Origin of the sequence: Caldimonas sp. KR1-144 (assembly GCF_049446155.1) — a bacterium.
Lineage (GTDB): Bacteria > Pseudomonadota > Gammaproteobacteria > Burkholderiales > Burkholderiaceae_C > Rivibacter.
The window spans coordinates 745,040-771,694 of sequence record NZ_JBMSEE010000002.1 but is presented as its reverse complement, the minus strand read 5'-3'; the positions used below and the strand labels follow the sequence as shown (position 1 = coordinate 771,694).

The window sequence follows — 26,655 nt, the reverse complement described above, 5'->3', positions numbered from 1 at the left end:
ACGGGGATGGTGATCAGGAAGATGATCAACAGCACCAGCATCACGTCGACCAGCGGCGTGGTGTTGATGGCCGAGACCACCTGGTCTTCGTCCCCGTCGGCGCTTCCGACGTTCATGGCCATGGCAAGACTCCGTTCGGTCGATCCGTCAAGCCTCGGCCCCGCGTCGCCATTCGCTCGGCGGCATGCCGTGCGCGCGCTTGAACGTCCGGCTGAAATGCGCCATGTCGCCGAAGCCCCAGGCGAAGGCGATGTCGCCGATGCTGCGATGGCCCAGGCGCGGATCGCGCAGGTCGCGGCCGCAGCCGTCCATGCGCATCTTGCGCACGAGGCCGGAGACGGGCAGCGGCTGTGCCTTGAAGAGCCGCGCCAGGTGGTCGCTCGACACGCCGACCGCATCCGCGATGCGGCCAACGGACAGGTCGGGCTCGCGCACGTGCTCGTCCAGGTAGCGCTGCACGCAGCGCAGGTAGTAGCCGTGCAGCTTCGACGGCTCACGGACCTTGGCGCCCGGCAGCTCGCGCAGCGCCGCGGCGACCACGCTGGTCATCGCTTCGGACAGGCTCAGCTTCGTCCGCGATGGCGCGCTCACGCGAGCGTCACGCAGCAGGCTCATTATCGAAGCGAGCAGCCTGCCCGCCGGCCCGTCGTTGTCGATCGCGATGAGCGTCAGGTCCTGCGCATCGCGGATGTGGGTCTCGAGTCGGTTGCAGGGAATCTGCAGCATGACCTCGTCGTGCTCGCCGGGCCCGTAGTGGATGGCATAGGGCCGGCGCTCGTCGATCAGCACCGCGACCCCGGGCGCCAGTACGGCCCGCCGGTCTTCCTGGCTGGCCCAGCCTGCGCCGGCGCGCTGCCACAACAGCAGGTAGTGCTCGACAGGCTCGGCCGTGGCGTTCGAACCCGGTTCATGGGCTTGTCTCATGGTGAGGACCTCCTATCAACTGCAAGGAGTCAAGCGGCCTTCTTGACGACGGCGGTAGGGACGCTGGCCAGCAGCACGCTGTGCAGGTCGTTGCCGAAGGCGCGCACGTCGTCCATGCAGGCCTTGTTGCGACGCACCAGCCAGTTGTAGCCAAGCACCGCGGGCACCGCGACGGCCAGGCCGATGGCGGTCATGATGAGCGCTTCGCCCACCGGACCGGCGACCTTGTCGATCGAGGCCTGGCCCGCCACGCCGATGGCGGTGAGCGCGTGGTAGATGCCCCAGACGGTGCCGAACAGGCCGACGAAGGGCGCGGTGGAGCCCACCGTGGCCAGGAACGCCAGGCCGTCTTGCAGGCGCGACTGCACGCGGTCCATCGCGCGCTGGATGCCCATCGTGACCCAGGTGTTCAGATCCACGTGCGCGAGCAGGCCGTCGTGCTTCTTGGTCGCGTCGATGCCGTTCTCGGCGATGAAGCGAAACGGGCTGGTCTTGTCCAGCGCATCGGCACCTTGGCGGATGGAGCCGGCGTTCCAGAACTTGGCCGCCGCGGCCTTGGCCTGCGCGCCGATCTTGGCCTGCTCGATGACCTTGACGATGATGATGTACCAGCTGCCCATCGACATGATCACCATGATGATGAGCACCGCCTTGGCAACCGCGTCGGAGCCCTTCCACAGCGCTTCGAGGCCGTAGGGGTTGTCGACCTTGGCGGCCGCGGGAGCGGGCGCGCTGTCGAGGTTGGGCGCGGCGGGCACCGCGGCCGGCTCGGCAGTCGCAGCAGTCGGCGCGGACCCGGAGGCGTCGGCAGACACCGACTGGCCGAACGCGGCCGGGACCAGCGACAGGACCAGCGTCACGGTCGCAATGGATTGGATGAAGCTGCGCAACAACGCCATGATGAGACTCCGTCGGGAACAAGATGCGCGTTCACGCGGCGCATCACATCAGGAATGAATGGGCCGCCGGCCGATCGGCGCGGCGGCCGACGAGAGGCTTAGAACTTGTAGCGGTACTCGACGCGGAACACGCGCGGATTGGCGGGCGTCGCAAAGCCGCCGGCAACGAACTCCTCGTTGTATTTCTTGTCGGTGGCGTTGTAGACCGAGCCCTTGAGCGACCACGTGCCCTGCTCGTCCTCGACCCCCAGGTGCAGGTTCACGAGGTTGACGCGGTCGCGAGCGCCGTTGTTCTCGGGATCCCAGTACTGCTTGCCCTTCGAGATCACATCGCCGCGGGTCATGATCGCCAGCCCTTTGCCGATCGGGAAGCGGTACTGCGCCGCCAGGTTGGCCGACACGCGCGGCACGTACGGCGCCCAGTTGCCCTCGGCCGCCGGATTCAGCGTGTAGCGGTTGATCTCGCTCTTGGTCACGCCGACGCCGGCCGACAGGTCCAGGCCACGCATCGGCGTGTACGCCACTTCGAGTTCGCCGCCGGTCAGCGTGACCTCGTCGATGTTGGTCAGCACCTGCGCGCTGATCGACGGGATGAAGAGGAAGTAGTGCTGCCCGTTGACCTTGCTGCGGAACAGCGAAGCCTCGACGCGCAGGCGGCGGTCGTACTCGCCCTTGAAGCCGACTTCGAACGACTTGGTCGTCTCCGGGCCGACCTGGTCGTAGACGCCGGGCAGGCCCGCCGCCTCCGCCACGCCGCTCTGGTTGAACAGGCCGCTGCGGAAGCCCTTGCCGGCCGTCGCGTAGACCTGCGTCTCGTCGCTGATCTTGTAGCGCAGCGAGGCGGAGGGCTGCGTACTGCTGAAGTCCTTGGACTTGTGGCAATCGGCCGAGCTGCCGGGATTCGTCCCGGTGTTGCAGGTGTCGATCGCGGGACTGGTCCGCGGGTCGACGTCCTGTGAGCGCTTGTCCTTGTCGTAGCGGATACCAATCGCGCCGACCAGCTTGGGCGTCAGGTCGTACTCAAGGTTGCCGAACACCGACGTGGCGCGGTCGCGGTTGGTGTCCGCCAGCCAGGACAGCGTCGGGTTGTTGGTCGCACCGAAGCGCGGATCGCGCTCGATGCGGACGATGCCCTGGCCATCGTCGCGACCGGTGGCCGTCGAGATGAAGCCCTTGGTGCGCAGGATCTGCATGCCGGCCATCCAGCGCAAGCCGGGCTTCTCCGGCGAGGCGAGCCGCACCTCGAGGCTGCGGGAGACGTCGTCGGAGTACTGCGACTGCGAGCCGTTGAGGAAGCCGAAGAGGTTGGGCGTCGCGGTATAGGGGTACTGCGTCCCCGACTCGAACTCCTCGACCGTGTTGTAGCTCGCGATCGCGGTGAGCGTCGCGAACGGCATCGCGTAGTCGAACTTCAGCGAGACGTCGGTGATGTCACGGTCGTTGGTGCCGATGTAGGAGTTGCAGAAGCGTTCGGAATAGCGGTTGGGATCCGGCGCAGGCCCGTTGAACGCCGTGTTGGGATCGAGCGTGCACGATCCGGCCGGCGTGTAGAGAATGTTCTGCGCGAGGAAGTTGTTCGCGCCGCCGGTGGTGTGGACGCGCATCGCACGCAGGTCCACCGTGGCGGCGTCCGTGGCGTACCAGCGCAGCAGGCCGCGCACCGTCGCGTCGCGGTACGGGTCCATCTTCTCGTCGAGGTTGACGTTGTCGAAGTAGCCCTTGCGGTCGACGAAGCTGCCACCGATGCGATAGACCAGCGTGTCGGGCACGATCGCGCCACTGACGGCACCCTTGAGGCTGTACTCGCGCCCCGTGCCGGCACCGGCCTGGAAGAAGCCCGTGGTCTCGTTGGTCGGCTGGCGCGTGTTGATCACCATCGCGCCGCCCGGCGCATTGCGGCCGTAGATCGCACCTTGCGGGCCGCGCAGCATCTGCACGTCCTGCAAGTCGCTGAGCTCCAGCGTGAACGAACGGCTGTTGGGCACCGCCACGCCGTCGACGACCATGGCCACCGGCGCCTCGCCGTTGCGCACCTGAGAAAGGCCGCGAATGGTGATGAACGAGATGCCGGCGCTTTGCGACTTGACGATCGAGGCGTTGGGCGTCAGGCCGATGAAGTCCTGGATCTGCGTGACGCCTGCGTTCTCGAGCGTCTTCGACGAGAACACCTTCACCGACGACGGCACGTCGACCACGCTCTCGGCGCGCTTGCGCGCCGTGACGACGACGGCATCGAGTTGTGCCGCCTCGTTTGACGCGGTCGGCTTCGTGGTCGCTGCAGCGGCTGCCGCCGGCTCGGACGCCGCGGGGGCGGGCGCGGCAGGCGCAGGCTCGCTGGCAGCCGGCTCGGGTGCGGGCGCGGCCTGGCCCCAGGCAGCGGCGGCCACCGACATCCAGGCCAGCGCAGTGACACAATGGCGCGCATGGTCTTTCATGTACCTGCGCTTTCCGCGATTCGGGTTCATCAAGGCCTCCATCGTTCTTCCCTGGTTCTGAGAGAAAAAAGCACACCCCTGGCGCCTGGTGCTTGAATCCAGGACCACAAACCGCCGGGGCGGTGATGCGAAGGGCGAGTCAGGCGTCAGCTCATCGCTGCCTCGACATCCGCTATGGCGCTCGGAATGAGCGGTTCCAACGTCCGGCAACCCCCTTCAGTCACCACGACGTCGTCTTCGATACGCACCCCGCCGAATCCAGCATTCCTGGCAAAGGCGGCGTAGTCGATCAGGTGCTCGAATCGCCGCTCGGCCTGCCAGGCATCGATGAGCGACGAGTTGAAGTAGATGCCGGGCTCGACGGTCAACACCATGCCCGCCCGCAAGGCCTTCGCGAGGCGCAGAAAACGCGGACCGAACAGCTCGCTGCGCCGCTCCCCGGGGCCATAGCCGACCCGGTCCTCGCCCAGCGACTCCATGTCGTGCACGTCGAGGCCCATCTGGTGGCCGAGTCCGTGAGGAAAGCACAGGGCGTAGGCGCCGCAGCCGACGATCTCGTCGACGTCGCCGCGCAGGAAGCCGAGTTCCTTCATGCCTTCGGCGATCACCCGCGCGGCCAGGTCATGCACGTCACGAAAGCGCACGCCGGGCGCGATGGCCTGCTTCGCGCGCGTTTGTGCGGCGAGCACCAGCGCATAGATGTCGCGCTGCAGGCCCACGAACCGGCCGTCGACCGGCAGCGTGCGGGTGATGTCCGACGCATAGCCGCCCGGCGAGCAGGCGCCCGAGTCGTTGACGATCAGCGCACCCGCCGGCAAGGGGCCGTGGTGCGGCACGTCGTGCAGGATGCCACCGCGCGCGGTGAAGATCGGTGCGTAGGCAGCGCAGGTTCCCGCGTGCGCGACCACCGAATCGATGGCACCGAGCACTTCGGCAGCGGCCACGCCGGGTCTGACATGCCTCATCGCGCTCGCATGCATGGCCGCGGTGATGCGCAGCGCGGATTCGATCTCGTCGATCTCGTCGGCCGTCTTGATTTCGCGCATCGCGATCACGGCCTGGATGAGCGAGGTCGAGGCGCCCGCCGCCACCTCGGGCGCGGCCAGGCCCAGCAGGGCCTGCAGTCGCAGGACCGTGTCGGCCCGATAGGGCGGCAGGTAGTGCACGACCCTGCCCTTGCGCAGGGCACGCTCGATGGCATCCGGCAGACGCTCCAGCGGTTGGCACGACGCGATGCCCTGCTGGCGAGCCTCGTCGCGGATCGGTGGGCCCAGCGGACTCCAGATGCACTCGTGCGGATGCGGGTCGTCGCCGAACAGCACGTCTTCCCCGGTGTCGAGATCGATCAGGCCGACCAGCGAGGGCCTGCGCAGGCCGAAGAAATAGAGGAAGCTGGCGTCCTGCCAGAACGGGTAGGCATTGGCGGCGTAGTTGATGCCGACATCGCTGTGGCCCACCATCAGCACCAGGCCGGCACCAGCCATGCGCGAGGCCAAGGCCTCGCGCCGCCGGCGCGTCACCAGCGGACCGGGGGAGCGCGGCGTGTCCATGGCCGGTGCGCGCTCAGATGGCAGCGCCGTAGACGGCGCGCGCGGCCTGCGGCGTGATGAGGCCGTCGCGGATGTCGCGGCGCACCGCCTGCGGATCGCGCTGCTTCGGGTCGCCGTAGCCGGCGCCGTTGCCGGTGACGATGCGGGCGACATCGCCCTCGTTCATCGAGATGTTGCTGTCGAAGGTGTGGCGCGAGCGCGTGCCGTCGCGGCGGATCAGCTCGACGTAGTTGGGCGAGCCTTCGCCGCCGCCGGCCAGGCCCCACGGCCGGACCTTGGCCCGCGAGTAGCCGCAGGTCAGCGTCGCGCCGTCGGCCCGCACGCGGTAGTCGATCACGACCCCATGGCCGCCGCGGTAGCGGCCCGCGCCGGTGGGCTCGAGATTGAGCTCCATCTTGTCGACGTAGACGCCGTAGCGCGTCTCGACCACCTCGGCCGGACAGTTGAAGGTGTCGCCATGGATCGGCGAGAACATCGCGTTGTTGCCGTCGCGGTTGTGCAAGGCGCCCCAGCCGCCCAGTTCCGGCTCGACGAGCGTGAACGCGCGGCCGGTGTCCGGATGCAGGCCGCCGATGAAGGTCACGCAGTTCGACGAATAGCAGCCGGCGCACACCAGCTCGGGGCACTGGGCCGACAGACAGCGCAGGATCAGGTCGTAGACGCGAATCAGCGTCTCGAAGTAGAAGCCTTCGGCCGCCGGCGTCGCGGCGTCGAACAGGCTGCCCGGACGCGTCAGCACCTTCAGCGGGCGGAAGGTGCCGCCGTTGGCCGGCGAGCCGCTGTCGGTGATCGACTTGAACACCATCTGCGCGGCGATCTCGGTGGCGTCTCGGCAGATGTTGCCCGGGCCTTGCATGCTGTCGGGGTTGTCGCGCAGGTCGACGGTCATCTCGTCGTCGGTGATGGTGATCGCGACGTTGAAGACCTTGCCGTCGTCCTGCTCCTCGGCGAGCCTGAAGCAGCCCTTGGGCAGCCTCTTCAGTGCGCGCAGCGACACCTGTTCGGCCCGGTCCATCGACTGCTCGACCGCCCCGAGGAAGGCATCGACGCCGTAGCGCTCGACGATCTCCTTCAGGCGCCGCTCGCCGGCTCGCGCAGCCGCGACGCCGGCCCACAGGTCGCCCTCGGAGAAGTCGGGCATGCGCGAGTTGGCCTTGATGATGTCGACCACGGGCTGGATGGTCCTGCCGCGCGAGATGAGCTTCACCGCCGGCAGGCGCAGGCCTTCCTGGTAGATCTCGGTCGCATCGATGGCCATCGAGCCGGGCACCATGCCGCCGACGTCGTTCCAGTGCGCGCTGTTGGCGGTCCAGGCGACGAGGCGCCCGCCGGCGACGACCGGCATCGCGAGGATGATGTCGTTGAGGTGGGTGACCCCGCCGTAGGCCGGATCGTTGGTGATGAAGACGTCGCCTTCCTCGATCGACCCCGGCTCGCGGTACAGGTCGACGATGCGCCGCACGGCCTTGTCGACGACGCCCACCAGCACCGGGATGCCGGCGCCGGAACTCGCCATCTCGCCGCGCGCGTTGAGGATGCCCGTGCCCATGTCGAGCACCTCGTAGATGATCGGGCTCATCGCCGTGAGGCGCATGGACTCGAACATCTCGGCGGCGATGGCTTGCAGCGAGCTCTGGATCAGCTCGGACGTGAATGCGCTGGCGCTACTGGACATGTTGCTGGCCTCCATTGAGGTGGCTGATACGCGTATTGCCATAGGCGTCGATGTGGACGCGGTTGCCCGGGAAGACGACGATGGTCGTGCCTGGGTCCTCGATCACGGCCGGCCCGTGGAAGCTCATGCCGGGAGCGAGCTTGAGGCTGTCGTAGATGTCGGCCTCGTGGATGCCCGACGCGCCGTAGTCGACCTGGCGGCGGCCCTTGCGTGCATCGCTGGCGGGTCGGTCCAACAAGGGCAGGCGGCGCGGCTCGAGCTTGCCGGCCTCGGCGAATGCGGCGAGGTGCAGCCCGACCATCTCGACCGGCGCATCGAGCCGGTAGGTGTACTTGCGCTCGTACTGGTCGTGGAAGCGCGCGACGACGGCGGCGATGTCGCGATCGAAGCGTTCGCCGGCCAGCAGCGCAACCTCTTCCGCGTGCTCCTGGTTCTGGTAGCGCAGCCGCACGCCGCACTGCAGTTTCACGCGCTCGGCCGCGATGCCGTCGGCCGCGTAGTCCTCGACGGCCTTGCCCTCGAGTTCCTCGATCAGGCGCTGGGCCTCCGCGGCCGCGCCGGGCTCCGACAAGGGCTGCACCTTGGTCAGGAACTGGTCGCGGCGCAGGTCGGACATCATCATTCCCCATGCCGAGAACACGCCGGCACCGCGCGGCACGACGACTTCCTTGACGCCCAGCTCCTGGGCCAGCGACACGGCATGCATGCCGCCACCTCCGCCAAAGGCCACCAGCACGAAGTCCCGCGGGTCGTAGCCCTTGTTGATGGACACGAGCTTGAGCGCGTTGACCATGTTGAAGTCGGCGATCTGCACGATGCCTCGCGCCACTTCCAACGGCGTGAGCTGCAGGCGGTCGGCCAGGCGGTTCATCGCGCCGTGGACGGCCGACATGTCGGCACGCATGCTGCCGCCGCAGAAGTAGTCCGGATTGATGCGCCCGAGCATCAGGTTGGCGTCGGTCGTGGTGGCGTGCTGTCCACCGCGTCCGTAGGCCGCGGGCCCCGGCATCGCGCCGGCCGACTGCGGGCCGACGCGCAGCTGCCCCGATTCGCTCACCGAGGCGATCGAGCCGCCGCCGTTGCCGATTTCCACCAGGTCGACGACCGGCACCGTGATCGGATAGCCGGCATGCGTGCGGTCGCGCTCGATGTAGTAGTCGGTCTTGATCTGGACCTGGCCGTCCTTGATCAGCGAGCACTTGGCGGTCGTGCCGCCGATGTCGAGCGCGATGACGTTGGGCTCGTCGATCAGCCGCCCGAGCGCCGCCGCGCCCCACATGCCGCTGGCGGGCCCCGACTCGACCATCGTGATCGGCGCGATGCGCGCATGGTCCAGCGTATCGACGCCGCAGTTCGACTGCATGACGTAGATCGGGCCGCCGTAGCCGTGCTCGACGAGGCGGTCGCTCAGCCGCGTCAGGTAGCGGTGCGCGATCGGCTGCACATAGGCCGACAGCACGGCGGTGTTGGTGCGCTCGTACTCGCGCCACTCGCGCGTGATCTGGTGGGAGGCGACGACCGAGACCTCCGGCCACAGCTGGCGGACGCGTTCGACGACCAGCCGCTCGTGCCTCGGATCGGCATAGGCATGCAGCAGGCTCACGGCGATGGCTTCGACGCCCTCGCGGCGGAAGTCTTCGAGGATGGCACCGAGCCCGTCGAGCTCGAGCGGCGCGAGCTCCTGCCCTCGCGCGTCGAGGCGACCGCCGATCTCGCGACGCAGGTAGCGCTCGACGAAGGGTTCCGGCTTGCGGTACTGCAGGTTGAAGAAGTCCGGGCGCGCGCCGCGGGCGATCTCGAGCGTGTCGCGAAAGCCGCGGGTGGTGATCAGCCCGGTCTTGACGCCGCGCCGCTCCGTGAGCGCGTTGATGACCACGGTCGTGCCATGCGCGAAGGCCGACATCTCGCGCACCGACACCTTGCCTTCGCGCAGGACGTCGAGAATGCCCTCCTCGAAATTCGGCGGCGTGGTGTCGGCCTTGGCGGTGCGCAGGGTCTGCGCTCCCGTGGCCTCGTCGGTCTCGAAGTAGACGAGATCGGTGAACGTGCCACCCACGTCGGTGCACACGCGGATTTGCTTCTTGCTCATGCACGGTCTCCCGAGGCTTCTTCGCGGACATGGCAGCTCGCCAGCAACGGCGCGTAGACCCAGGCGCTCAGTTGCTTCGCCCGCTCCACCCGCGGCGGCGTGTACCAGCCGCGTTCGTTGAACAGGTTCACCGACCCGACGACCCGCCGCGCAACCACGATGGGCACGTTGATGCCCGAGGCACAACCCAGATCGCGCAGCATCGTGTGGTCGTCGAAGGCGCCCGCCAGTTCGGCCTCGCCGTCGCACACCATCACGGAAAGTTCATCCAGCACGGTGCGCCGCCAGGCCTGCGTACCCAGCGGCTTGCGCCCTCCCACGGGGAAGACCGCGTCGTTCGAGCTCCACAGTCGCCGCACCGGTGCGGTGGCCTGGATGTCGATGGCCGAGATGGTCATCAGTCGGTACCCCACTTCATGCGCGTACAAGTCGGCAATGCACCGGTAGACCACCGGCCATTGCGCCTGCGACAGCCCCTCGGTGACCGTCGCCAGAAATGCGTGATCAATGGATCCGCCATCCTTCATATTCAAGAAAAACCTCCTCCCTTGCAGCGGTCGAAACCGCGCAATCCTTTTGCTCTCGTGATTCAGGTGCGGGCCGAGCCCGCGCGGGTCAGGGGACGATCTGGTCGTTGAACTCGGTCCCCCGAAGTTCACTGGCGTGGCCGTTCGATCGGGCCACTTCATGGTCGCCAAAGATGTCGAGCGTGCCGGACCAGATCACCTCGGCACGCCCGTTCGGCCCGCCGGTCGCCTCGATGCTGTGCGGAATCTTGGCGTCGAAATGAAGGCTGTCGCCGGCCGTGAGCTCGTAGCACTGCTGGGCGACCCGATAGACGATGTCGCCCGACAGGACGAACACCATCTCCTCGCCCGCGTGCGACACGGTCTCGGATCGGTAGCCGACCGGCATCATGAACTTCACGGAATGCAGCACGCTGCCGGCGAACACGGTCGACAGCCGCTCGTAGCGCACGCGGCCGTCAGGCAGCTGATAGGAGACGCGCTTGGCGCCGTAGGTGTCGGGATGCGGCTCGCTGGGCTGGACCGACAGGTCGGCGATCGTGGTCTTGAGCACCGACGCCACGCTGGCCAACGAGGAGAGCGAGGGCACCGTGAGGTTGCGCTCGATCTGCGACAGGAAGCCAATGGACAGCCCGGACGCCTGGGCGACGTCTTTGAGAGTCATCTTGAGGTCCAGCCTTCGGTGTCGAAGCCTTTCTCCCAGTCGGTCGATGGCGTTCATGCTGGGTTGGTCTTCGGTCATGTTCCGTGGGAAATGATTTTAGGAAGGCTAAAGTTTTAGACAAGCTAAAACACTGACAGGCCTCTCGGTGTTTTCACCGAGGACCTCGATTCTCCTGGGAATGAAGAGAGAACGAAGCAAGAGAGATGACGGACAGCCCGGTTGAATGCCGCTTTCGATGATGGTTGATCTAAATTTTTTACTTAGACTAAACAAGATCATCCGCATCGATGGAGGGAGACGATGAGCCACTCGGAACCAGGAACCGCCGCGATCTCGATCGGCGCGCTGTACGAACGCATGCCCGTCACGGCCAGGCACTGGCAGGCCGGCCTGGTGCTCTTCATGGCCTTCGTCATCGAGTCGTGGGAAATGATGACGCTGATCCTGTGCGGCCCCTCGGTGACCAAGGACCTCGGGATCGACTACGTGGTGCTCGGTTCGCTGCTCGGCGCGCTGTTCTTCGGCATGATCCCCGGCGCGTTTGCCTGGGCCTGGATCAGCGACCGCTTCGGCCGCCGCGCCTCGATCATGTGGAGCCTGGCGAGCTACGGCGCCGTGAGCCTTGCCAGCTCGATGGCACCGGACGCCGGCAGCCTGTGGACGCTGCGCTTCATCTGCGGCTTCGCCCTCGCCGGCGTGCTGGTCAACACCTTTCCCTACTTCGAGGAGCTGCTGCCGGCCGCCGTGCGTGGCAAGGCCGCGGTCTACCTGGCGGCCGGCTGGCCGCTCGGCCTGCTGATCTCGATCGGCGTGGTGCACGCCTTCTCGGAAGCCGGCTGGCGCTGGACCGTGCGGGCAAGCTCGCTGACCGGCCTGTGGGCGATTGCCGTGTGGCTGTGGGTGCCGGAATCGCCGTACTGGCTGCAGCAGAAGGGGCGCCTGATCCAGGCCCGAGACGTGATCCGCCGCCTGTGGGGTGCCACATGGCCCTCGCATCACGACCAGCGCCCCATCGCGCCGGCGCAGGCCGCGGCCGCCGAGGCGGGGTCCGGCCTGCTCGGGCTGTTTCGCGGCCACCAGCTGCGCGTGACCTTGCTGCAGACGGTGGTCAACTTCACGTTCTCGTGGGGCTACTGGGCCCTGACCTCGTGGATGCCCACGCTGCTCGCCAAGCGCGGCCTCGATGCGCCGCAAGGCCTGGGCTTCATGGCCTTGTCTGCACTGTTCATGTTCCCCGGCTACATCGCCGCGTCGTTCCTGACCGGGCGCTGGGGCCGCAAGCGCGTCATGGTCAGCTTCGTGGCCTGCGCCGCCATCTGCGGCTTCGGCCTGGCCGCCTCGGGCAGCATCACGACGATGATGGCGTGGAACTTCGGACTGTCGTTCTTCAGCCTCGGCGCGTGGGGCGTGTGGAACACCTGGATGGGCGAGCTCTACGGCACCGAGCTGCGGGCCATCGGATACGGTTGGGGCATCGCCGCGCAGCGTGTGGCCAACGCCATCGCGCCAGCGGCCATCGGCGCGGTGCTGGCGACGCAGGGCTATGTCACGACCGTCACCTTCATCGCGGCCTTCCTGGCCGCAACCGTCGTGGCGTCGGCCTTCATCCACGAGACCGAGGGCACGACGCTGGAATGAGCGCGGCCCCGTTCGCCTCGGCGGCCCGGCTCAGAACAGGACTGTGCTGAGCCCGTAGGCCAGTGCGGCCATCAGCGCCGATGCCGGGATCGTGAAGATCCAGGCCCACACGATATTGCCGGCCACGCCCCAGCGCACCGCGCTCATGCGCCGCGTCGAGCCGACGCCGACGATCGCGCCGGTGATCGTGTGGGTGGTCGAGACCGGAATGCCCAGGCTTGTGGCGAGGAACAGCGTCAGCGCCCCGCCGGTCTCGGCGCAAAAGCCGCCCACTGGCTTGAGCTTGGTGATCTTCTGGCCCATGGTCTTCACGATGCGCCAGCCGCCGAACATCGTGCCCAGGCCGATCGCGATGTAGCAGGTCCAGATCACCCACCACGGCGGCGAGGCATCGCTCGCGGCGGCATAGCCGCTGGCCACGAGCAGCATCCAGATGATGCCGATGGTCTTCTGCGCGTCGTTGCCGCCGTGGCCCAGGCTGTACAGCGCCGCCGAGGCGAGCTGGCCGCGCCGGAACAGGCGGTCGATCTTCAGTGGCGAAACGCCCTGGAACAGGTGCGCGACGAGCACCATCAGCAGCGAGCCGAGCACGAAGCCGAGCAGCGGCGAGACGAAGATGAAGGCCACCGTCTTGCCGATGCCCGCGCCGATCAGCGCCTGCGGTCCGCTCTTGGCTATCACCGCGCCGACGATGCCGCCGATCAGCGCATGCGAGCTCGACGACGGGATGCCGAAGTACCAGGTGATCACGTTCCACGCGATCGCTCCGCACAGCGCGCCGAACACGACGTGCGAATCGACCACGCCCGGCTCGACGATGCCCTTGCCGATGGTCTTGGCCACCGAGAGGTGGAAGATGAAGATCGCGACGAAGTTGAAGAACGCCGCGAACACCACCGCCTGCTGCGGCTTGAGCACGCCGGTGGAGACGACGGTGGCGATCGAGTTCGCCGCGTCGTGGAATCCGTTCATGAAGTCGAACGCGACCGCCAGCAGCACCAGCAGCGCGACGACCCAGAACCCGAGCTGGACCGCTTCCATCTCAGAAAGCCCTTCGCCCGGGGGTCAGGAGTTCTCGAGGACGATGCCCTCGATCAGGTTGGCGACATCCTCGCAGCGGTCGGTGATCGACTCGAGCATCTCGTAGATGGCCTTGAGCTTGATCAGCTCGCGCACGTCCTGCTCCTCGCGGAACAGCTTGCTCATCGCCGAGCGCATCACGCGGTCGGCGTCGCTTTCGAGGTGGTCGATCTCCTCGCAGGCCTTGAGCGCGGCTTCCACCGCGGTCGGCTGGCTGAGCTTGGGCAGCAGCGCCACCGCGTGCTGCACGCGCTCGCAGCAGCGCGCGCTGAGCTGGCCCAGGCTGAGCGTCTCCTCGGTCATGCGGCGCACGTCGTAGAGACTCATGGTCTCGGTCGTGTCCTGCAGCAGGTCGAGGATGTCGTCCATCGCGTTGATCAGCGAGTGGATCTGCTCGCGGTCCAGCGGCGTGATGAAGGTCTTGTGCAGCAGCCGGTTGACCTCGGCGGTGATCTTGTCGGCCTGGCGCTCGGCCGTGTCGACCGAGGCGGCCAGGCGCTCTCGCTCGGTGAGGTTGCCGTAGCTCTCGATCATCTGCAGGAAGGCACGCGAACCCTCCACGATGTGGTGGCCATGCTGGTTGAAGAGCTCGAAGAAGTTGCCTTCGCGAGGCAGCAGCTTGCCGAACAGCATGGGATCTCCAGGGTTCGCGGATCGGGGTCGGTGGCAGACGTGAAACGCCCCGGGGGTGCCCGGGGCGCAGGCCGGATTGTCACACGACTGACACGCTGCCCCGCGGGCCGGTCGCGGGCCGCCGGTCAGGCGCTGCGAAACATGAAGTAGACGGCGCCGACCATGCACAGCCCGGCCCACAGGTAGTCCCACTTCAGCGGCTCGCGCAGGTAGAACACCGCGAACGGCACGAACACCGACAGCGTGATCACCTCCTGCAGGATCTTGAGCTGGCCGACGCTGAACTGCGTGGCGCCGATGCGGTTGGCCGGCACCTGCAGCAGGTACTCGAACAGCGCAATGCCCCAGCTCAACAGCGCGGCGACCAGCCAGGTGCGGTCGGCGAGGTTCTTGAGGTGGCCGTACCACGCGAAGGTCATGAAGACGTTGCTGGCGACGAGCAGGCCCACGGTCTGCAGCGGTACGGGAAGCGAGGTGGCGGTCATGGTTGGCGCGATGTCGGCCGCTCAGCCGGGACAGGCGACGCGGCGGTAGGGGAAGTCGATGGCGCGCGGCTGGCCGCCGAGCACGCCTTCGATGCGCGCATCGAGCCGGCCATCGGCGCCGCGGCGGTAGATCACGCGCTGCGGAAAGTCGTGCTCGCGGTTCTCGAACACGACCGCGCCGTCGGCGATCTCGATGGCGCGAAAGCTCGCCTCGGGCTGGCGCGCCGGCCTGGCGGTGAAGACCAGCCCGCCGCCCTCCTCGCGGATCAGCATGTGCTCGAAATCGACCAGCACGCCGGCACTGACAGTGCGGCTCGAACCCAGCAGCGCGCCGCCCGAAGGCGCCATCCATTGCTCGTCGACGATGCGCGGGCCGCGCTCGGTGCGGCGCTCGAGCTGCCAGCATCCGGCCAGCCAGCCGAGCTGTTGCACGCGCCCGGGCGCGTCGGCGGCCGCGGCCACGCCGGTGGCGGCCGAGATCGCGCAGGCGAGTGCGGCAGTGCATGCAATGCTTTGCGCCACCGCGGTCTCCCGATGTCTCGTCAGGGCCAGGGAACGACCGGCATCTCGCAGCGCTCGATGTGCTGATCGGCCACGCGATCGAGGTAGGACGCGAGCGGGCCCAGCCCCGGCGCCTCGAGCGCCGGTGCGAGTTCCAGCAGCGGTCGCAGCACGAAGGCACGCTCGTGCAGGCGCGGATGCGGCAGCGTCAGCGCGTGCGTGTGCAGCTGCCGCTCGCCATGCAGCAGCAAGTCGAGGTCGAGCGTGCGCGGCGCATTGCGGTAGGGACGCTCGCGGCCGTGGCGTGCCTCGATGTCGAGCAGCGATTGCAGCAAGTCCTCGGGTTCCAGCTCGGTGTCGAGCGCGGCCACCGCATTGAGGTAGTCGGGGCCGCTCGAATCGATCGGCGCCGTGCGGTAGAGCGAGGACACGGCGGCCACCCGCGTGGCCGGCAGCGCCGCCAGCGCGCGCAGCGCCGCGGCCAGCGCGCCGCGCGCATCGCCGAGGTTGGCGCCGAGACCGATGTAGGCGCGCTGCATGCCGGCCCGCGTGGTTCAGTCGCCCTGCGGCGCCGTGGCAGCGCCGGTCCCCGCCGGCTTGCGGCGACGACGGCGGCGCTTCTTGGCCGGCGCCGAGGTTTCGTCGACGGACGGCGCGTCGCCTTCCTCGTTCGACGCGGCGGCCTCGTCTCGCACGCGCTCGACGCGGTGCACGCGGCCGCCCGCGGGCTTGCGGCCTTCGGACTTGCGGGCCTCGTCGATCATCGCGCGACGCTCGGCTTCGTCTTCCGTCGAGGAGAACGACTCCCACCAGCGCGCGAGCGACTCGTCGACCTCGCCCACGGCGGCGCGCAGGCGCAGGAAATCGAAGCCGGCGCGAAAGCGCGGCTGCTCGACCAGCGAGAACGGGGCATTGCCGACGCGGCGCTCGAAGCGCGGCTGCATCGACCAGATCTCGCGCATGTCCGCACCGAGCTTGCCGCGCCCGGAGATGTCGCCGACGCGCGCGTCGAACACCGCGTCGATCGCGTCCTGCAGCGCCGGGAACGGCGCATCGCCGCGCGCCTTGTTCTTCTGCCAGCGCTGCAGCACCTCGTGCCACAGCAGGCAGGCGAGCAGGAAGCTGGGCGCGACCGGCTTGTCCTCGCCGACGCGGCGATCGGTGTCTTCGAGCGCGAGCTGCACGAAGCGATCGCGCTCGGGCTGCTTGCCCTCGGCCTCGACCACCGCGTCAAGGATCGGGAAGATGCCGCGATGACCCTGCCCGCCGCCGACCAGGCCGTGCGTGCGCAGCTCGGCCAGCGATCGCACCGCGTGGCCGGTCTGCAAGAGCTTGATCATCTCGTCGAACATGCGCGAGGCCGGCACGTTGCGCAGCAGCTGCGCGCCCTCGCGCAGCGGCGCCAGGGTCTTGGGCTCGATCGTGAAGCCGAGCTTGGCCGCGAAGCGCACCGCGCGCAGCACGCGCACGGGATCCTCGCGGTAGCGCGTGGCGGCGTCGCCGATCATGCGCAGCACGCGCTTCTTGGCATCGGCCAGGCCGTGGAAGTAGTCGACCACGACCTCGGCCAGCGGGTCGTAGTACATCGCGTTGACGGTGAAGTCGCGCCGCGCGGCGTCGTCGTCCTGCGAACCCCAGACGTTGTCGCGCAGCACGCGCCCGCTGGCATCGACGACGTGGCTCTTGCCGGCGAGTTCGCTCTTGCTGGTCTTCTCGTTGCCCTCGACCTGCTCGGCGGCGCTGGCGTCGACCAGGGCGCGGAAGGTCGAGACCTCGATCACCTCGTGCTCGCGCCCGCGGCCGAACACCACATGGACGATGCGAAAGCGCCGGCCGATGATGAAGGCGCGGCGGAACTGCTGCTTGACCTGCTCGGGCGTTGCGTCGGTTGCGACGTCGAAATCCTTGGGGCGCAGGCCCAGCAGCAGGTCGCGCACCGCGCCGCCGACGATGTAGGCCTGGAAGCCGGCGTCCTTGAGCGTCTTGACGACCTTGATCGCGCGCTCGTCGACCAGGCCGAGGTCGATGCCGTGCTGCTCGCGCGCGATCTCCACGCGCTTGGCCTTGACGCCCTTGCCGCCCGCGGCGGCCGAGGCCGGGCCCTTGCCGAGCAGCTTGTCGATGAGTTTCTTGATCATGAGCTCAGGTTCAGAAGACGCCAGCCGCGCTCGCGCGCCACCGCTTCGAGCGCGGGCGTCGGATTGGTGGCCACCGCGTCGGTGGCCATCTCGAGCAGCGGCAGGTCGTTGGGAGAGTCGCTGTAGACGCTGATGCGGTTGAAATCGGCCGTCGACAGGCCGTCGGCCGCGAGCCATTCGCGCACGCGCTCGACCTTGCCCTCGCGGTACGAGGGCACGCCGCGGATGCGGCCGGTCACGCGGCCGGCGCCATCGCGCTCGAGCTCGATGGCGATGAGGCTCGCCACGTCGAACGCGCGCGCGATCGGTGCGGTGACGAACTCGTTGGTCGCGGTGACGATCGCGACGCGGTCGCCGCGCGCACGGTGCTCCTCGACCAGCGCGCGCGCCGCGCGCGGGATGGCCGGCTCGATCACCTCGCGCATGAAGCGCGCCTGCGCCTGCGCGAGCTCGGCCTGGGAGCGATCGCGCCAAGGCCGCGTCGCGAAGTCGATGTAGGCGTCGAGGTCGAGCCGGCCCGCCTGGTACTGCGCGTAGAACGCGTCGTTGGTGGCGCGGTGGGCGTGTGCGTCGGCCCAGCCGATCGTGATCATGAACTCGCCCCACTCGTGGTCGGAGTCCAGCGTGATCAGCGTGTGGTCGAGGTCGAACAGGCAGAGGTCCATGGCTTCAGTCGGCGGGCGCCTCGCTGCCGAGCATCTCGCGCAGCAGCGGCACGGTCACGGCACGCTGGCGCTCGAGCGCGTAGACGTCGAGGCGGTCGAGCAGGCCCATCAGCGAGCCGAGGTCGCGCGCGTGGCGCAGCATGACCCAGCGCATCAGCTCGTCGGAGAGAAAGATGCCGCGCCGGTCGGCCTCGCGGCGCAGCGCGGCGCGCACCTCGGCCTCGGTCGGCGGCTGCAGCTGGAACACCAGGCCGAAGCCCAGGCGGGTGCGCAAGTCCTCGCGCAGCGGCAGGTCGACCGGCGGCAGGCGGCCCGCGGCCACCAGCGGCACCTGCGCGCCCTGCGCCTCGACGAACAGCGCAAAGGCGGCGTGCTGCTGCGCGGCGTCGAGCGACTCGCAATCGTCGATCAGCACCGCGCGCCAGGTTTCGTCCCAGGCCCAGGGTGCGGACGAGCGCACGCCGAAGGCGCCGATCGACGCGCCCTCGCCGTCGCGCAGCTCGCGCGCCAGGGCCTGCAGCAGATGGGTCTTGCCGGTGCCGGTCTCGCCCCACAGGTACAGCGGCGTCGCGGGCAGCGGCCGACGGCGCAGCGCCGCCAGCGCCGCGGCATTGGTTCCGGGCACGAAGTTGTCGAACCCCGGCGCGGGGCCCGGCGCGATCGCGAGCGGAAGCTGGCGCATGGCGGTCATGCGCCCACGCGCGGGCGCTGCGCGCACAGGCGCGGCGACGTCGCGATCACATGAACGAGCGGGCGAGGCACGGGGTGCAGGAACTCGAGGTAGGCGGCGGGCGCGGCGCCCGGCACCGGGCCCGACCGCAGGCTGCGGCGACACGGCGCGCATTGCGCGGGCCGCAAAGGCGCGACGATTCTATCGGGGCCGGGCCCCGGTGCGGCCGTGCCGTGACGGCGGTCAGTGGAGGTGGCGCGGGCCGGCCGCGCGCAGTTCGGCCACGCGCTCGGCGATCTCGTCGCGATCCTCAGCGGCCGGCGACTGGCTCAGGTAGGCCTCGAGGTCGGCCGCCGCGCCGGCCGCGTCGCCCAGCTCGGCACGCGCCAGGCCGAGGTCGCGGCGCTCGGTCGCGTCGGCGGGCAGCAGCACGACCAGGCGCTGCAGCACCGGCACCAGCCGAGGCCAATCCTCCTGGCTGCGGTAGAGCTCCTTCAGGTTGCGCAGCATGCGCGCGATCACCTCGCGCGGCGGCGCGGCCTGCAGGAACAGGCCCAGCGGGATGTCGAACTCGCCCAGCAGCCCCTGACGGCGCTTGTAGGGCGCGAGCCGCTCGTCGAGCTGCTCGCGCGACAGGGACTTGCCGGTGAACGGGTCGATCACCACTTCGCCCTGCGGCATCTTGAGCTTGACGAGGAAGTGGCCGGGAAACGAGACGCCGCGCGCGGCCAGGCCGATCTGTTGCGCGATCTCGAGGTAGATCACCGCCAGCGAGATCGGGATGCCCAGGCGCGTGCGCAACACCTCGTGCAGGTAGCTGTTGCCCGGGGCGTAGTAGTCATTCACGTTGCCCGCGAAGCCCAGCTCCCGATAGAAATAGCGGTTGAGCAGGCGCAGCTTCTGCACCGCACCGGCGTCGGCCGGCAGGCGCTCGCGCACGCGCTGCGCGAGGCTGTCGATGTCCGACAGCACGGCCTGCACGTCGAGCCGCGGCTCCTCGTCCTGCGCGATCGCGACCGCAGCCTCGGTGAGCGCGAAATGGGCGTCGTCGGCCACGAGCGACGCGAAGTACTCCAGCGGCGTCAGGGGAGCGTAGGTGGGCATCTCGGACACAGTGTAGGCCGTGCCTGCGCCGCGTCGGCACCGGCATTGCCCGCGTACGGATCAGCCGCGACGGATGAACGATTTCAGCCGCAGCCCGCACGCCAGCAGCGTGCCGAAATACAGCAGCGCCGCGCCGCCGAGCACGGCCGCCAGCAAGCCGGCTCGCAGCAGCTCCTGGCGGCCGAGCGCCACCCAGTCGAAGCGCCAGGTGGCCGCGGCCAGCAAGGCGCCCATCAGCGCGGTGGCCAACACCACGCGCGCGAGGAAGGCGCCCCAACCAGGCGCCGGCAGCCAGCTGCCGCGCCGGCGCAGCCCGACCATCAGCCAGGCCGCATTGACCAGGGCCCCGCAGCCGATCGACAGCGCCAGGCCCGCGTGGCCCAGCCACGGCACGAAGGCCAGGTTCAGCAGCTGGGTCAGCACCAGCACGACGATCGCCACGCGCACCGGCGTGCGGATGTCCTGCTTGGCGTAGAAACCGGGCGTGAGCACCTTCAGCCCCACCAGGCCCAGCAGGCCGACGCCGTAGCCGCGCAGCGCAGTCACGGTCTGTGCGACGTCGTTGGCGACGAAGGCGCCGCGCTGGTAGAGCACCGCCACCAGCCCCTGCGGGAACACCAGCAGCGCGACCGCGCATGGCAGCGCGAGCAGCACGACCAGGCGCAGGCCCCAGTCGAGCATCGCGGAGAACTGCACCGCGTCGTCGCGCGCCTGGGCGGCCGACAGCTGCGGCAGCAGCACGACGCCGAGCGCAACGCCCAGCAGGGCAGTCGGGAACTCCATCAGCCGGTCGGCATAGCTCAGCCACGACACCGCGCCCGGGCCGACCTGGGTTGCGATCTGGGTGTTGATCAGCAGCGAGATCTGCGCCACCGAGACGCCCAGCAGCGCCGGCGCCATCTGGCGCAGCACGCGGTGCACGCCGGGGTGCCGCCAGGCCGTCGCGATCGCGGCCGGCGCGACGCCGATGCGCGGCAGCATGCCGATGCGCGCCAGCGCCGGCAGCTGCCAGGCGAACTGCAGCACGCCCCCGAGCATCACCCCCGCTGCCAGCGCGTAGACCGGCTCGATCCCATGGCGCTCGAACACCGGCGACAGCCACCAGGCCGCGGCGATGAAGCTCAGGTTCAGCAGCACCGGCGTCGCGGCCGGCACGGCGAAGCGCTTCCAGGTGTTCAGCACCCCGGCAGCCAGTGCGACCAGGGACATGAAGCCGATGTACGGAAACATCAGCCGCGTCATCACGACCGCCAGGTCGAAGCCGCCGCTGGCCTTGAGGCCCTGGGCGATCAACCACACGAGCAGCGGCGCGCCGACCACGCCGACGATGCATGTCGCCAGCAGCGCCCAGCACAGCACCGTGGCGACTGCGTCGACCAGGCTGCGCGTGGCTTCGTCGCCCTGGCGGGTGCGCGTTTCGGCGAGGATCGGCACGAAAGCCTGCGAGAACGCGCCCTCGGCGAACAGCCTGCGCAGCAGGTTTGGCAGGCGAAACGCGACGTTGAACGCGTCGGTCACGACGCTGGCGCCGAAGGTGGCCGCGACGACCTGCTCGCGCACCAGACCGGTGATGCGCGAGGCAAGCGTCAGCAAGGAGACGGTGGAGGCAGCGCGCAGCAGGTTCATCGGGGGCCGGAGCCTGGCAAAGCGGCGGATTATAGGAAGCGGCTACTAACGTCTTGCCGCCCGGCCTGGCTTGCTGTAGGCGAGCGTGGTACACTCGCGGGCTTTCCACCCGGACACCTTTCATCTCAACATGGCCACCTCCGCCAAAGCCAAGAAGAAGTCGCCCCGCATCAAGTCGGGTCGCAAGCGCGCTCGCCAGGACGTCGCGCTCAACGCCGCCAACTCCTCGCTGCGCTCGAAGTTCCGCACCGCCGTCAAGGCCGTGCTGAAGGCCGTCACCGGCGGTGACAAGGCCCAGGCCACCGAAACCTTCAAGGGCGCCCAGAAGGTGATCGACTCGATCGCCGACAAGGGCATCTTCCACAAGAACAAGGCCGCTCGCTACAAGAGCCGCCTGTCGGCCAAGATCAAGGCGCTGGCGGCCTGAAGCCGCTGTCCGGGTGATGAGAAAAGGGCTCGCAGTGCGAGCCCTTTTCGCTTTTTGAGGGCCCGCTCGCGCGGGCCCTTTGGCTTTTAGCTGCCGACACGGCCGCCGTCGTTCTTGGTGATGGCCAGCGTGGCCGAACGCGGACGCGCCGTCGCACCGCCCGCGCCGTAGCCGGCGTTGCCCGGCCAATGGCTGGTGTAGCTGCTCGGGTTGGCCACGTTCGCCGAGGTGATCGACTCGCCGGGGTGCTGGATGTTGACGAACAGCGTCTTGCCGTCGGGCGTTTCGGCGCAGCCGGTGAGTTCGCAGTCCTTCGGGCCCACGAGGAAGCGCTTGAGCGTGTCGGCCGCCGGCTTCTTGCCGACGCGGGTGGTGATCGCCAGGGTGCTGGCATCGGCCTTCGTGTAGCTGAGCGTCACCTCGGTGCCGTCGCCCACCTGGCCCGGCACGCCGGCGAGCATCATGCAGTTCGTGACGTCGGTGTAGGCGCCGTCGTCGGTCTGGATCCAGCACAGGCCGGTGTTCTTGCTGAACCACAGGCCGTCGGGGCTGGAGAAGTCCTGGTCGGCCGTCAGCGACGAGAGGTTGATCTTCGTCGCATCGGCGTCCGACTGGGCGCCGAACAGATAGACGTCCCACGTGAAGCCCGTGGCCGCGGCCTCGCCGCCGGTCTCGGCGATGCGGATGATGTGGCCGTTGATGTTGCCGGCCGAGCCCTCGGCGCCGCCCGCATAGCTGTCCTTGTAGGAGCGCGGATTGGCCGCATCGACGGCCATCTGCGAGCCGCTGCTGGGCTCGACCTTGCGGTTGCTGTTGTTGGTGAGCGTGTAGTAGATCTCGCCGGTGGTCGGATGCACGGCGCACCACTCGGGACGGTCCATCTTGGTCGCGCCCACCGCGTCGGCCGCGAGGCGGGCGTTCACCAGCACATCGGCCTGGTCGGCGAAGGCGTAGTTCGCGTAGCCGGCGATCGCCGCATTGGCGATGTTCAACTCGATCCACTGGCCCGTGCCGTCGGCGGCGAACTTGGCGACGTACAGCTTGCCGGCGTCGAGGTACTTGTCGCCCGTGGCGACGCGGTCGGTGGCCTGCGCATCGGCGGCATCCCAGTTGGCCGTCGAGACGAACTTGTAGATGTACTCGCCGCGCGAGTCGTCGCCCATGTAGACGGCCAGGGGCTTGCCGGCCGCGAGCTTGGAGAACGACGCGCTCTCGTGCGCAAAGCGGCCGAGCGCCGTGCGCTTCTTGATCGCCTTGGTCTTGTCGTAGGGATCGATCTCGACGATGTAGCCGAAAGTGTTCAGCTCGTTGCGGTAGTCGTCGCTGCCGTCGGTCGACGCGCCGCTCTTGCTGATGTTCCAGCGCGCGTACTGGTCGGCGGCGCCACCGGTTTCCCAGCCGTGGCGGCTGGCCGCGCCCTGGCTGCGGCCGTAGCGCTGCAGCGAGACCACGCTGCGGTCGCCGCGCGCCGCATCGTCGGCCGCGCCGCGGGTGAAGTAGCCCGCCCAGTTCTCCTCGCCGGTGAGGTAGGTGCCCCAGGGCGTGATGCCGGTGCCGCAGTTGTTGAGCGTGCCGCGCGCCTGCGTGCCGGCGGTCGAGTACTTGGTCTTCATCAGCGCATTGCCGCGCGCCGGGCCGGACAACTCCACCGGCGTCAGCGGCGTGACGCGGCGGTTGAAGTTCGAGCCCTGGACATAGGCCCACTGGCCCGAAGCCTTGGTCACCTCGACGACCGACACGCCGTGCAGCGGCACCTCGCGGTCGACCTCAGCGGCCGGGCGCGGCAGCGTGTTGGTGCCGCCATTGGCGTGCACGAAGGCCGACGCGAGTTCCCCGTTGCCCTGGCTGGTGGCCTCGTGGTTCATCACCAGCAGCCCGCGGGTCGAGCTCTCGTCGTCGCGCTGGCCGGCGGCCGACAGGCCGAAGTACTCCATGCCGTCGTGGTGGTCGCCGGCGCGGTTGTCGAAATCGGCATCGGTGCCGTCGTTCTTGAAGGCGGTGGCGCCGGCCAGGATCGGGTCGCCGAGCGCGTAGATGATCGACGCGGTGTAGCCGGTCGGCACCGAGACGACGTCGGCGACGCTCTTGGCCACGGCCGTGAAGGCCAGCGTGGTCAGCGGCGCGGGCGCTTCGCTGCCGTCGTCGTCATCGTCGTCGCTGCCGCCGCAGGCCGTCATGCCCAGGCCGCCGAGCAGCGCGGTCGCCGCGGTGCCGACGCCGCCGCGCAGGATCGAGCGGCGGCTCAGGCGCGCGTCGAGCACCTCCATGAAGCTGGGGTTGGCCGAGCGGTTGCTGTCCTCTTCTTCGCTGCGAAACAGGTCGAGCGCGCGCTTGGGAAGGTCGACGAGGCGGTTCATGGTGTCCTTGCTGCTTTGAAGTGGCGGGGACGCGGGCCAGCAGCCCGCGAAGCCCGCGCACGTTAGGCAGCGCGGATGAACCGGCCGTGAAAGCAGCGTGACAGGCGCGTGACAGCCCGCGCACGCAGGCTCAGTCGATGGGCGTCAGCTTGGCCACGCCCAGCGCCAGCCACTTCATGCCATGACGGCCGAAGTTGATCTGCGCGCGCGCCTCGGGCCCGCTGCCTTCGAGCGTGACGATCACGCCCTCGCCGAACTTGGTGTGGAACACGCTCTTGCCCACGCGCAGGCTCTGGCCCGACGACGACGTCGCCTCGCGGGTCTTGGGCGCCGCGCCGTGCCAAGACGGCGGCGCGTCGACGCGACCGGCGCCGACCACCGAGCCCAGCCCGCTGCCGCGCTGCCAGGCCTGCTGGTAATCGCGCGCAAAGCCCGAGCCGAAGGCCTGCGCCTTGGGCGTGAGCCACTTGAGCGTGTGCTCGGGCAGCTCGTCGAAGAAGCGGCTCTTGAGGTTGTAGCGGGTCTGGCCGTGCAGCAGGCGCGTCTGGCTGAAGCTCAGGTACAGGCGCTTGCGCGCGCGCGTGATCGCCACGTACATCAGCCGGCGCTCTTCTTCCAGCCCATCGGTATCCGACAGCGCGCGCTCGTTCGGGAACAGGCCTTCCTCGAGGCCGGTGATGAAGACCTGGTCGAACTCGAGTCCCTTGGCCGCGTGCACCGTCATCAGCTGCACGGCGTCCTGCCCCGCCTGGGCCTGGTTGTCGCCGGCTTCCAGCGCCGCGTGCGTCAGAAAGGCCGCCAGGGGCGAGACGATCTCGCCGGTCTCGGCGTCCGGCGCGAGCTCGACCGCGGCTGGCGCCGGCGGCGATCCGGGCGCGATGTCGCCGGGCGCGAACCGCGGCTCGGTGGCTTCGCCGCCCAGTTCGTCGACCGGCAGCGCGACCGCGTCGCGCCCGAACCCTTCCTGCGTGACGAAGGCCTCGGCGGCGTTGACGAGTTCGTCGAGGTTCTCGAGCCGCTCGGCGCCCTCCTTCTCGGCGCGGTAGAACTCGCGCAGGCCCGAGGCCTCGAGCATGTGGTCGATGATCTCGCGCAGCGTGAGCCCGCGCGTGGCCTCGCGCATCGCCTCGACGAGCGCGACGAAGCCCTGCATGCGCGTGCCGCCCGCGCCGGTGACCGACGCGGTGCTCTGCCACAGGCTGCGCCCGCTCGCGCGCGCGGCATCCTGCAGCTGCTCGACGGTGCGCGCGCCGATGCCGCGCGCAGGGAAGTTCACCACGCGCAGGAAGCTGGTGTCGTCGTTCGGGTTCTCGATCAGGCGCAGGTAGGCCAGCGCATGCTTGATCTCGGCGCGCTCGAAGAAGCGCAGGCCGCCGTAGACGCGGTAGGGGATGCCGGCATTGAACAGCGCGCTTTCGATCACGCGGCTCTGCGCGTTGCTGCGATAGAGCACGGCGATCTCGCTGCGCGCCGAGCCTTCGCGGTGCAGCTGTCGCACCTCGTCGAGCAGCCACTGGGCCTCGCCGAAATCGCTGGTGGCCTCGAACACGCGCACCGGCTCGCCCGGGCCGGCGTCGGTGCGCAAGTCCTTGCCGAGCCGGCGCGTGTTCTGGCTGATGAGCTGGTTGGCCGCGTCGAGGATGTTGCCGAACGAACGATAGTTGCGCTCGAGCTTGATCACCTGCGGCACGCGGAACTCGCGCTCGAAGTCGGCCATGTTGCCGACCTGGGCACCGCGAAACGCGTAGATGCTCTGGTCGTCGTCACCGACCGCGAACACCGAGTTGCCGCCGGGCGCGCCGGCCGGCGCGGCGAACATCTTCAGCCACGCGTATTGCAGCCGGTTGGTGTCCTGGAACTCGTCGACAAGGATGTGCCGAAAGCGCCGCTGGTAGTGCGCGCGCAGGTCGGCATGGTCGCGCAGCAGCTCGTAGACGCGCAGCATCAGCTCGGCGAAGTCGACCACGCCTTCGCGCTGGCACTGGTCTTCGTAGGCCTGGTAGATCTGCTGCAGCGTGCGCGTCTGCTCGTCGCGCACGGCGATGTCCTTGGGCCGCAGCCCCTCCTCCTTGCTGCCGGCGATGAACCACGCGGCCTGCTTGGGCACGAAGCGCTCCTCGTCGAGGTTCATCGCCTTGATGACGCGCTTGACCGCCGAGACGCTGTCTTGCGCGTCGAGGATCTGGAAGCCCTGCGGCAGCGCGGCCAGTTTCCAGTGCGCGCGCAGGAAGCGGTTGCACAGGCCGTGGAAGGTGCCGATCCACATGCCGCGCACGTTGACCGGCAGCATCGTGGAAAGCCGCGTAAGCATCTCCTTCGCGGCCTTGTTCGTGAAGGTCACGGCCAGCACGCCGGCCGGCGAGACCTGGCCGGTCTGGATCAGCCACGCGATGCGCGTGGTCAGCACGCGCGTCTTGCCCGATCCCGCGCCGGCGAGGATCAGCGCATGGCCCGGCGGCAGCGTGACGGCCGCGAGCTGCTCGGGGTTCAGGTTCTGGAGCAATCGGGCGTTGCCGTCGCTCGAGGGCGCCGCGGTCTCGTCGTCGAAGGGGAGCTGCATCGCAGCAT

Annotated in this window: 24 protein-coding genes; 3 read left to right on the top strand and 21 right to left on the bottom strand. The window is 69.0% G+C overall.

Annotated elements, in window-relative coordinates; all coding sequences use genetic code 11:
- The 4 genes from ACO2TI_RS07895 to ACO2TI_RS07880 all read right to left on the bottom strand — a co-directional run.
- On the bottom strand, positions 1 to 122 hold a 122-nt coding region (locus ACO2TI_RS07895; protein WP_423283336.1), incomplete at its 3' end, for an ExbD/TolR family protein.
- A 25-nt stretch (positions 123 to 147) separates the two neighbouring features.
- Positions 148 to 924, bottom strand: a complete 777-nt coding sequence (locus ACO2TI_RS07890) for a helix-turn-helix domain-containing protein (RefSeq protein WP_423283296.1) — start codon at positions 922 to 924, stop codon at positions 148 to 150.
- Positions 925 to 953: 29 nt separating this feature from the next.
- The gene (locus ACO2TI_RS07885; RefSeq protein WP_423283294.1) at positions 954 to 1,823 is read right to left on the bottom strand and encodes a MotA/TolQ/ExbB proton channel family protein; all 870 of its coding nucleotides are present in this window, start codon (positions 1,821 to 1,823) and stop codon (positions 954 to 956) included.
- Positions 1,824 to 1,921: 98 nt separating this feature from the next.
- A complete protein-coding gene (locus tag ACO2TI_RS07880) occupies positions 1,922 to 3,997 on the bottom strand; it encodes a TonB-dependent receptor (RefSeq protein ID WP_423283292.1) in 2,076 nt (691 codons plus the stop codon).
- Here ACO2TI_RS07880 and ACO2TI_RS07875 point away from each other — a divergent pair.
- A complete protein-coding gene (locus tag ACO2TI_RS07875) occupies positions 3,936 to 4,319 on the top strand; it encodes a hypothetical protein (RefSeq protein WP_423283290.1) in 384 nt (127 codons plus the stop codon). The genes ACO2TI_RS07880 and ACO2TI_RS07875 overlap by 62 nt on opposite strands.
- 85 nt (positions 4,320 to 4,404) lie before the next feature.
- On the opposite strand, the gene ACO2TI_RS07870 is transcribed toward ACO2TI_RS07875, so the two are convergent.
- From ACO2TI_RS07870 to ACO2TI_RS07850, 5 genes are all read right to left on the bottom strand, one after another.
- The gene (locus tag ACO2TI_RS07870) at positions 4,405 to 5,808 is read right to left on the bottom strand and encodes an aminopeptidase P family protein (RefSeq protein WP_423283289.1); all 1,404 of its coding nucleotides are present in this window, start codon (positions 5,806 to 5,808) and stop codon (positions 4,405 to 4,407) included.
- A 13-nt stretch (positions 5,809 to 5,821) separates the two neighbouring features.
- Positions 5,822 to 7,483, bottom strand: coding sequence for a hydantoinase B/oxoprolinase family protein (locus ACO2TI_RS07865; protein ID WP_423283287.1), 1,662 nt, complete (start codon positions 7,481 to 7,483; stop codon positions 5,822 to 5,824).
- A complete protein-coding gene (locus ACO2TI_RS07860; RefSeq protein WP_423283285.1) occupies positions 7,473 to 9,572 on the bottom strand; it encodes a hydantoinase/oxoprolinase family protein in 2,100 nt (699 codons plus the stop codon). Before ACO2TI_RS07860 ends, ACO2TI_RS07865 begins: the two co-directional genes overlap by 11 nt.
- The gene (locus ACO2TI_RS07855) at positions 9,569 to 10,105 is read right to left on the bottom strand and encodes a hypothetical protein (RefSeq protein WP_423283283.1); all 537 of its coding nucleotides are present in this window, start codon (positions 10,103 to 10,105) and stop codon (positions 9,569 to 9,571) included. The genes ACO2TI_RS07860 and ACO2TI_RS07855 overlap by 4 nt, the downstream gene beginning before the upstream one ends.
- A gap of 82 nt (positions 10,106 to 10,187) precedes the next feature.
- Positions 10,188 to 10,820: a helix-turn-helix domain-containing protein gene (locus ACO2TI_RS07850; RefSeq protein ID WP_423283282.1), complete on the bottom strand. Its 633-nt coding sequence runs from the start codon at positions 10,818 to 10,820 to the stop codon at positions 10,188 to 10,190.
- Between the two features lie 243 nt (positions 10,821 to 11,063).
- Between ACO2TI_RS07850 and ACO2TI_RS07845 the strand changes: the two genes are divergently transcribed.
- Positions 11,064 to 12,401 carry an MFS transporter gene (locus tag ACO2TI_RS07845; protein ID WP_423283280.1) on the top strand — a complete coding sequence of 446 codons (1,338 nt, stop codon included), beginning with the start codon at positions 11,064 to 11,066 and terminating at the stop codon, positions 12,399 to 12,401.
- A 30-nt stretch (positions 12,402 to 12,431) separates the two neighbouring features.
- On the opposite strand, the gene ACO2TI_RS07840 is transcribed toward ACO2TI_RS07845, so the two are convergent.
- The 10 genes from ACO2TI_RS07840 to murJ form a co-directional block, all read right to left on the bottom strand.
- Entirely contained in the window at positions 12,432 to 13,442 is a 1,011-nt protein-coding gene (locus tag ACO2TI_RS07840) for an inorganic phosphate transporter (protein WP_423283278.1), read from the bottom strand.
- A 24-nt stretch (positions 13,443 to 13,466) separates the two neighbouring features.
- Positions 13,467 to 14,114 carry a DUF47 domain-containing protein gene (locus ACO2TI_RS07835; RefSeq protein ID WP_423283276.1) on the bottom strand — a complete coding sequence of 216 codons (648 nt, stop codon included), beginning with the start codon at positions 14,112 to 14,114 and terminating at the stop codon, positions 13,467 to 13,469.
- Between the two features lie 125 nt (positions 14,115 to 14,239).
- On the bottom strand, positions 14,240 to 14,599 hold the full coding sequence (locus ACO2TI_RS07830) for a DMT family protein (protein WP_423283274.1): 360 nt from the start codon (positions 14,597 to 14,599) through the stop codon (positions 14,240 to 14,242).
- A 21-nt stretch (positions 14,600 to 14,620) separates the two neighbouring features.
- The gene (locus ACO2TI_RS07825; RefSeq protein WP_423283273.1) at positions 14,621 to 15,121 is read right to left on the bottom strand and encodes a DUF6265 family protein; all 501 of its coding nucleotides are present in this window, start codon (positions 15,119 to 15,121) and stop codon (positions 14,621 to 14,623) included.
- A gap of 20 nt (positions 15,122 to 15,141) precedes the next feature.
- Complete coding sequence (gene folK, locus ACO2TI_RS07820; RefSeq protein ID WP_423283272.1) at positions 15,142 to 15,639, bottom strand: 2-amino-4-hydroxy-6-hydroxymethyldihydropteridine diphosphokinase; 498 nt, start codon at positions 15,637 to 15,639, stop codon at positions 15,142 to 15,144.
- A 15-nt stretch (positions 15,640 to 15,654) separates the two neighbouring features.
- On the bottom strand, positions 15,655 to 17,238 hold the full coding sequence (gene pcnB, locus ACO2TI_RS07815; RefSeq protein ID WP_423283271.1) for a polynucleotide adenylyltransferase PcnB: 1,584 nt from the start codon (positions 17,236 to 17,238) through the stop codon (positions 15,655 to 15,657).
- Positions 17,235 to 17,903, bottom strand: coding sequence for an HAD family hydrolase (locus ACO2TI_RS07810; protein WP_423283269.1), 669 nt, complete (start codon positions 17,901 to 17,903; stop codon positions 17,235 to 17,237). Before ACO2TI_RS07810 ends, pcnB begins: the two co-directional genes overlap by 4 nt.
- Before the next feature lie 4 nt (positions 17,904 to 17,907).
- A complete protein-coding gene (gene hda / locus ACO2TI_RS07805; protein WP_423283268.1) occupies positions 17,908 to 18,585 on the bottom strand; it encodes a DnaA regulatory inactivator Hda in 678 nt (225 codons plus the stop codon).
- A 231-nt stretch (positions 18,586 to 18,816) separates the two neighbouring features.
- Positions 18,817 to 19,677 carry a SirB1 family protein gene (locus tag ACO2TI_RS07800; protein ID WP_423283266.1) on the bottom strand — a complete coding sequence of 287 codons (861 nt, stop codon included), beginning with the start codon at positions 19,675 to 19,677 and terminating at the stop codon, positions 18,817 to 18,819.
- A gap of 60 nt (positions 19,678 to 19,737) precedes the next feature.
- Positions 19,738 to 21,303, bottom strand: a complete 1,566-nt coding sequence (gene murJ, locus ACO2TI_RS07795) for a murein biosynthesis integral membrane protein MurJ (RefSeq protein WP_423283265.1) — start codon at positions 21,301 to 21,303, stop codon at positions 19,738 to 19,740.
- A 130-nt stretch (positions 21,304 to 21,433) separates the two neighbouring features.
- On the opposite strand from murJ, the gene rpsT reads away from it, so the two are divergent.
- Positions 21,434 to 21,730 (top strand): 30S ribosomal protein S20, encoded by a 297-nt coding sequence (gene rpsT / locus ACO2TI_RS07790; protein WP_423283264.1) that lies wholly within the window; start codon positions 21,434 to 21,436, stop codon positions 21,728 to 21,730.
- An 86-nt stretch (positions 21,731 to 21,816) separates the two neighbouring features.
- Here the strand turns inward: rpsT and ACO2TI_RS07785 are convergent, their stop codons facing one another.
- Positions 21,817 to 24,087 (bottom strand): PhoX family protein, encoded by a 2,271-nt coding sequence (locus ACO2TI_RS07785; RefSeq protein WP_423283262.1) that lies wholly within the window; start codon positions 24,085 to 24,087, stop codon positions 21,817 to 21,819.
- Positions 24,088 to 24,217: 130 nt separating this feature from the next.
- Complete coding sequence (locus ACO2TI_RS07780) at positions 24,218 to 26,647, bottom strand: UvrD-helicase domain-containing protein (protein WP_423283261.1); 2,430 nt, start codon at positions 26,645 to 26,647, stop codon at positions 24,218 to 24,220.
- Positions 26,648 to 26,655: the final 8 nt, after the last annotated feature.

Coding starts and splice junctions, on each gene's coding strand:
- ACO2TI_RS07890 (WP_423283296.1), bottom strand. CDS start 924: ATGAGACAAGCCCATGAACCGGGTTCGAACGCCACGGCCGAGCCTGTC.
- ACO2TI_RS07885 (WP_423283294.1), bottom strand. CDS start 1,823: ATGGCGTTGTTGCGCAGCTTCATCCAATCCATTGCGACCGTGACGCTG.
- ACO2TI_RS07875 (WP_423283290.1), top strand. CDS start 3,936: ATGAAGTCCTGGATCTGCGTGACGCCTGCGTTCTCGAGCGTCTTCGAC.
- ACO2TI_RS07870 (WP_423283289.1), bottom strand. CDS start 5,808: ATGGACACGCCGCGCTCCCCCGGTCCGCTGGTGACGCGCCGGCGGCGC.
- ACO2TI_RS07865 (WP_423283287.1), bottom strand. CDS start 7,483: ATGTCCAGTAGCGCCAGCGCATTCACGTCCGAGCTGATCCAGAGCTCG.
- ACO2TI_RS07860 (WP_423283285.1), bottom strand. CDS start 9,572: ATGAGCAAGAAGCAAATCCGCGTGTGCACCGACGTGGGTGGCACGTTC.
- ACO2TI_RS07850 (WP_423283282.1), bottom strand. CDS start 10,820: ATGAACGCCATCGACCGACTGGGAGAAAGGCTTCGACACCGAAGGCTG.
- ACO2TI_RS07845 (WP_423283280.1), top strand. CDS start 11,064: ATGAGCCACTCGGAACCAGGAACCGCCGCGATCTCGATCGGCGCGCTG.
- ACO2TI_RS07840 (WP_423283278.1), bottom strand. CDS start 13,442: ATGGAAGCGGTCCAGCTCGGGTTCTGGGTCGTCGCGCTGCTGGTGCTG.
- ACO2TI_RS07835 (WP_423283276.1), bottom strand. CDS start 14,114: ATGCTGTTCGGCAAGCTGCTGCCTCGCGAAGGCAACTTCTTCGAGCTC.
- ACO2TI_RS07830 (WP_423283274.1), bottom strand. CDS start 14,599: ATGACCGCCACCTCGCTTCCCGTACCGCTGCAGACCGTGGGCCTGCTC.
- folK (WP_423283272.1), bottom strand. CDS start 15,639: ATGCAGCGCGCCTACATCGGTCTCGGCGCCAACCTCGGCGATGCGCGC.
- pcnB (WP_423283271.1), bottom strand. CDS start 17,238: ATGATCAAGAAACTCATCGACAAGCTGCTCGGCAAGGGCCCGGCCTCG.
- ACO2TI_RS07810 (WP_423283269.1), bottom strand. CDS start 17,903: ATGGACCTCTGCCTGTTCGACCTCGACCACACGCTGATCACGCTGGAC.
- hda (WP_423283268.1), bottom strand. CDS start 18,585: ATGCGCCAGCTTCCGCTCGCGATCGCGCCGGGCCCCGCGCCGGGGTTC.
- ACO2TI_RS07800 (WP_423283266.1), bottom strand. CDS start 19,677: ATGCCCACCTACGCTCCCCTGACGCCGCTGGAGTACTTCGCGTCGCTC.
- murJ (WP_423283265.1), bottom strand. CDS start 21,303: ATGAACCTGCTGCGCGCTGCCTCCACCGTCTCCTTGCTGACGCTTGCC.
- rpsT (WP_423283264.1), top strand. CDS start 21,434: ATGGCCACCTCCGCCAAAGCCAAGAAGAAGTCGCCCCGCATCAAGTCG.
- ACO2TI_RS07785 (WP_423283262.1), bottom strand. CDS start 24,087: ATGAACCGCCTCGTCGACCTTCCCAAGCGCGCGCTCGACCTGTTTCGC.
- ACO2TI_RS07780 (WP_423283261.1), bottom strand. CDS start 26,647: ATGCAGCTCCCCTTCGACGACGAGACCGCGGCGCCCTCGAGCGACGGC.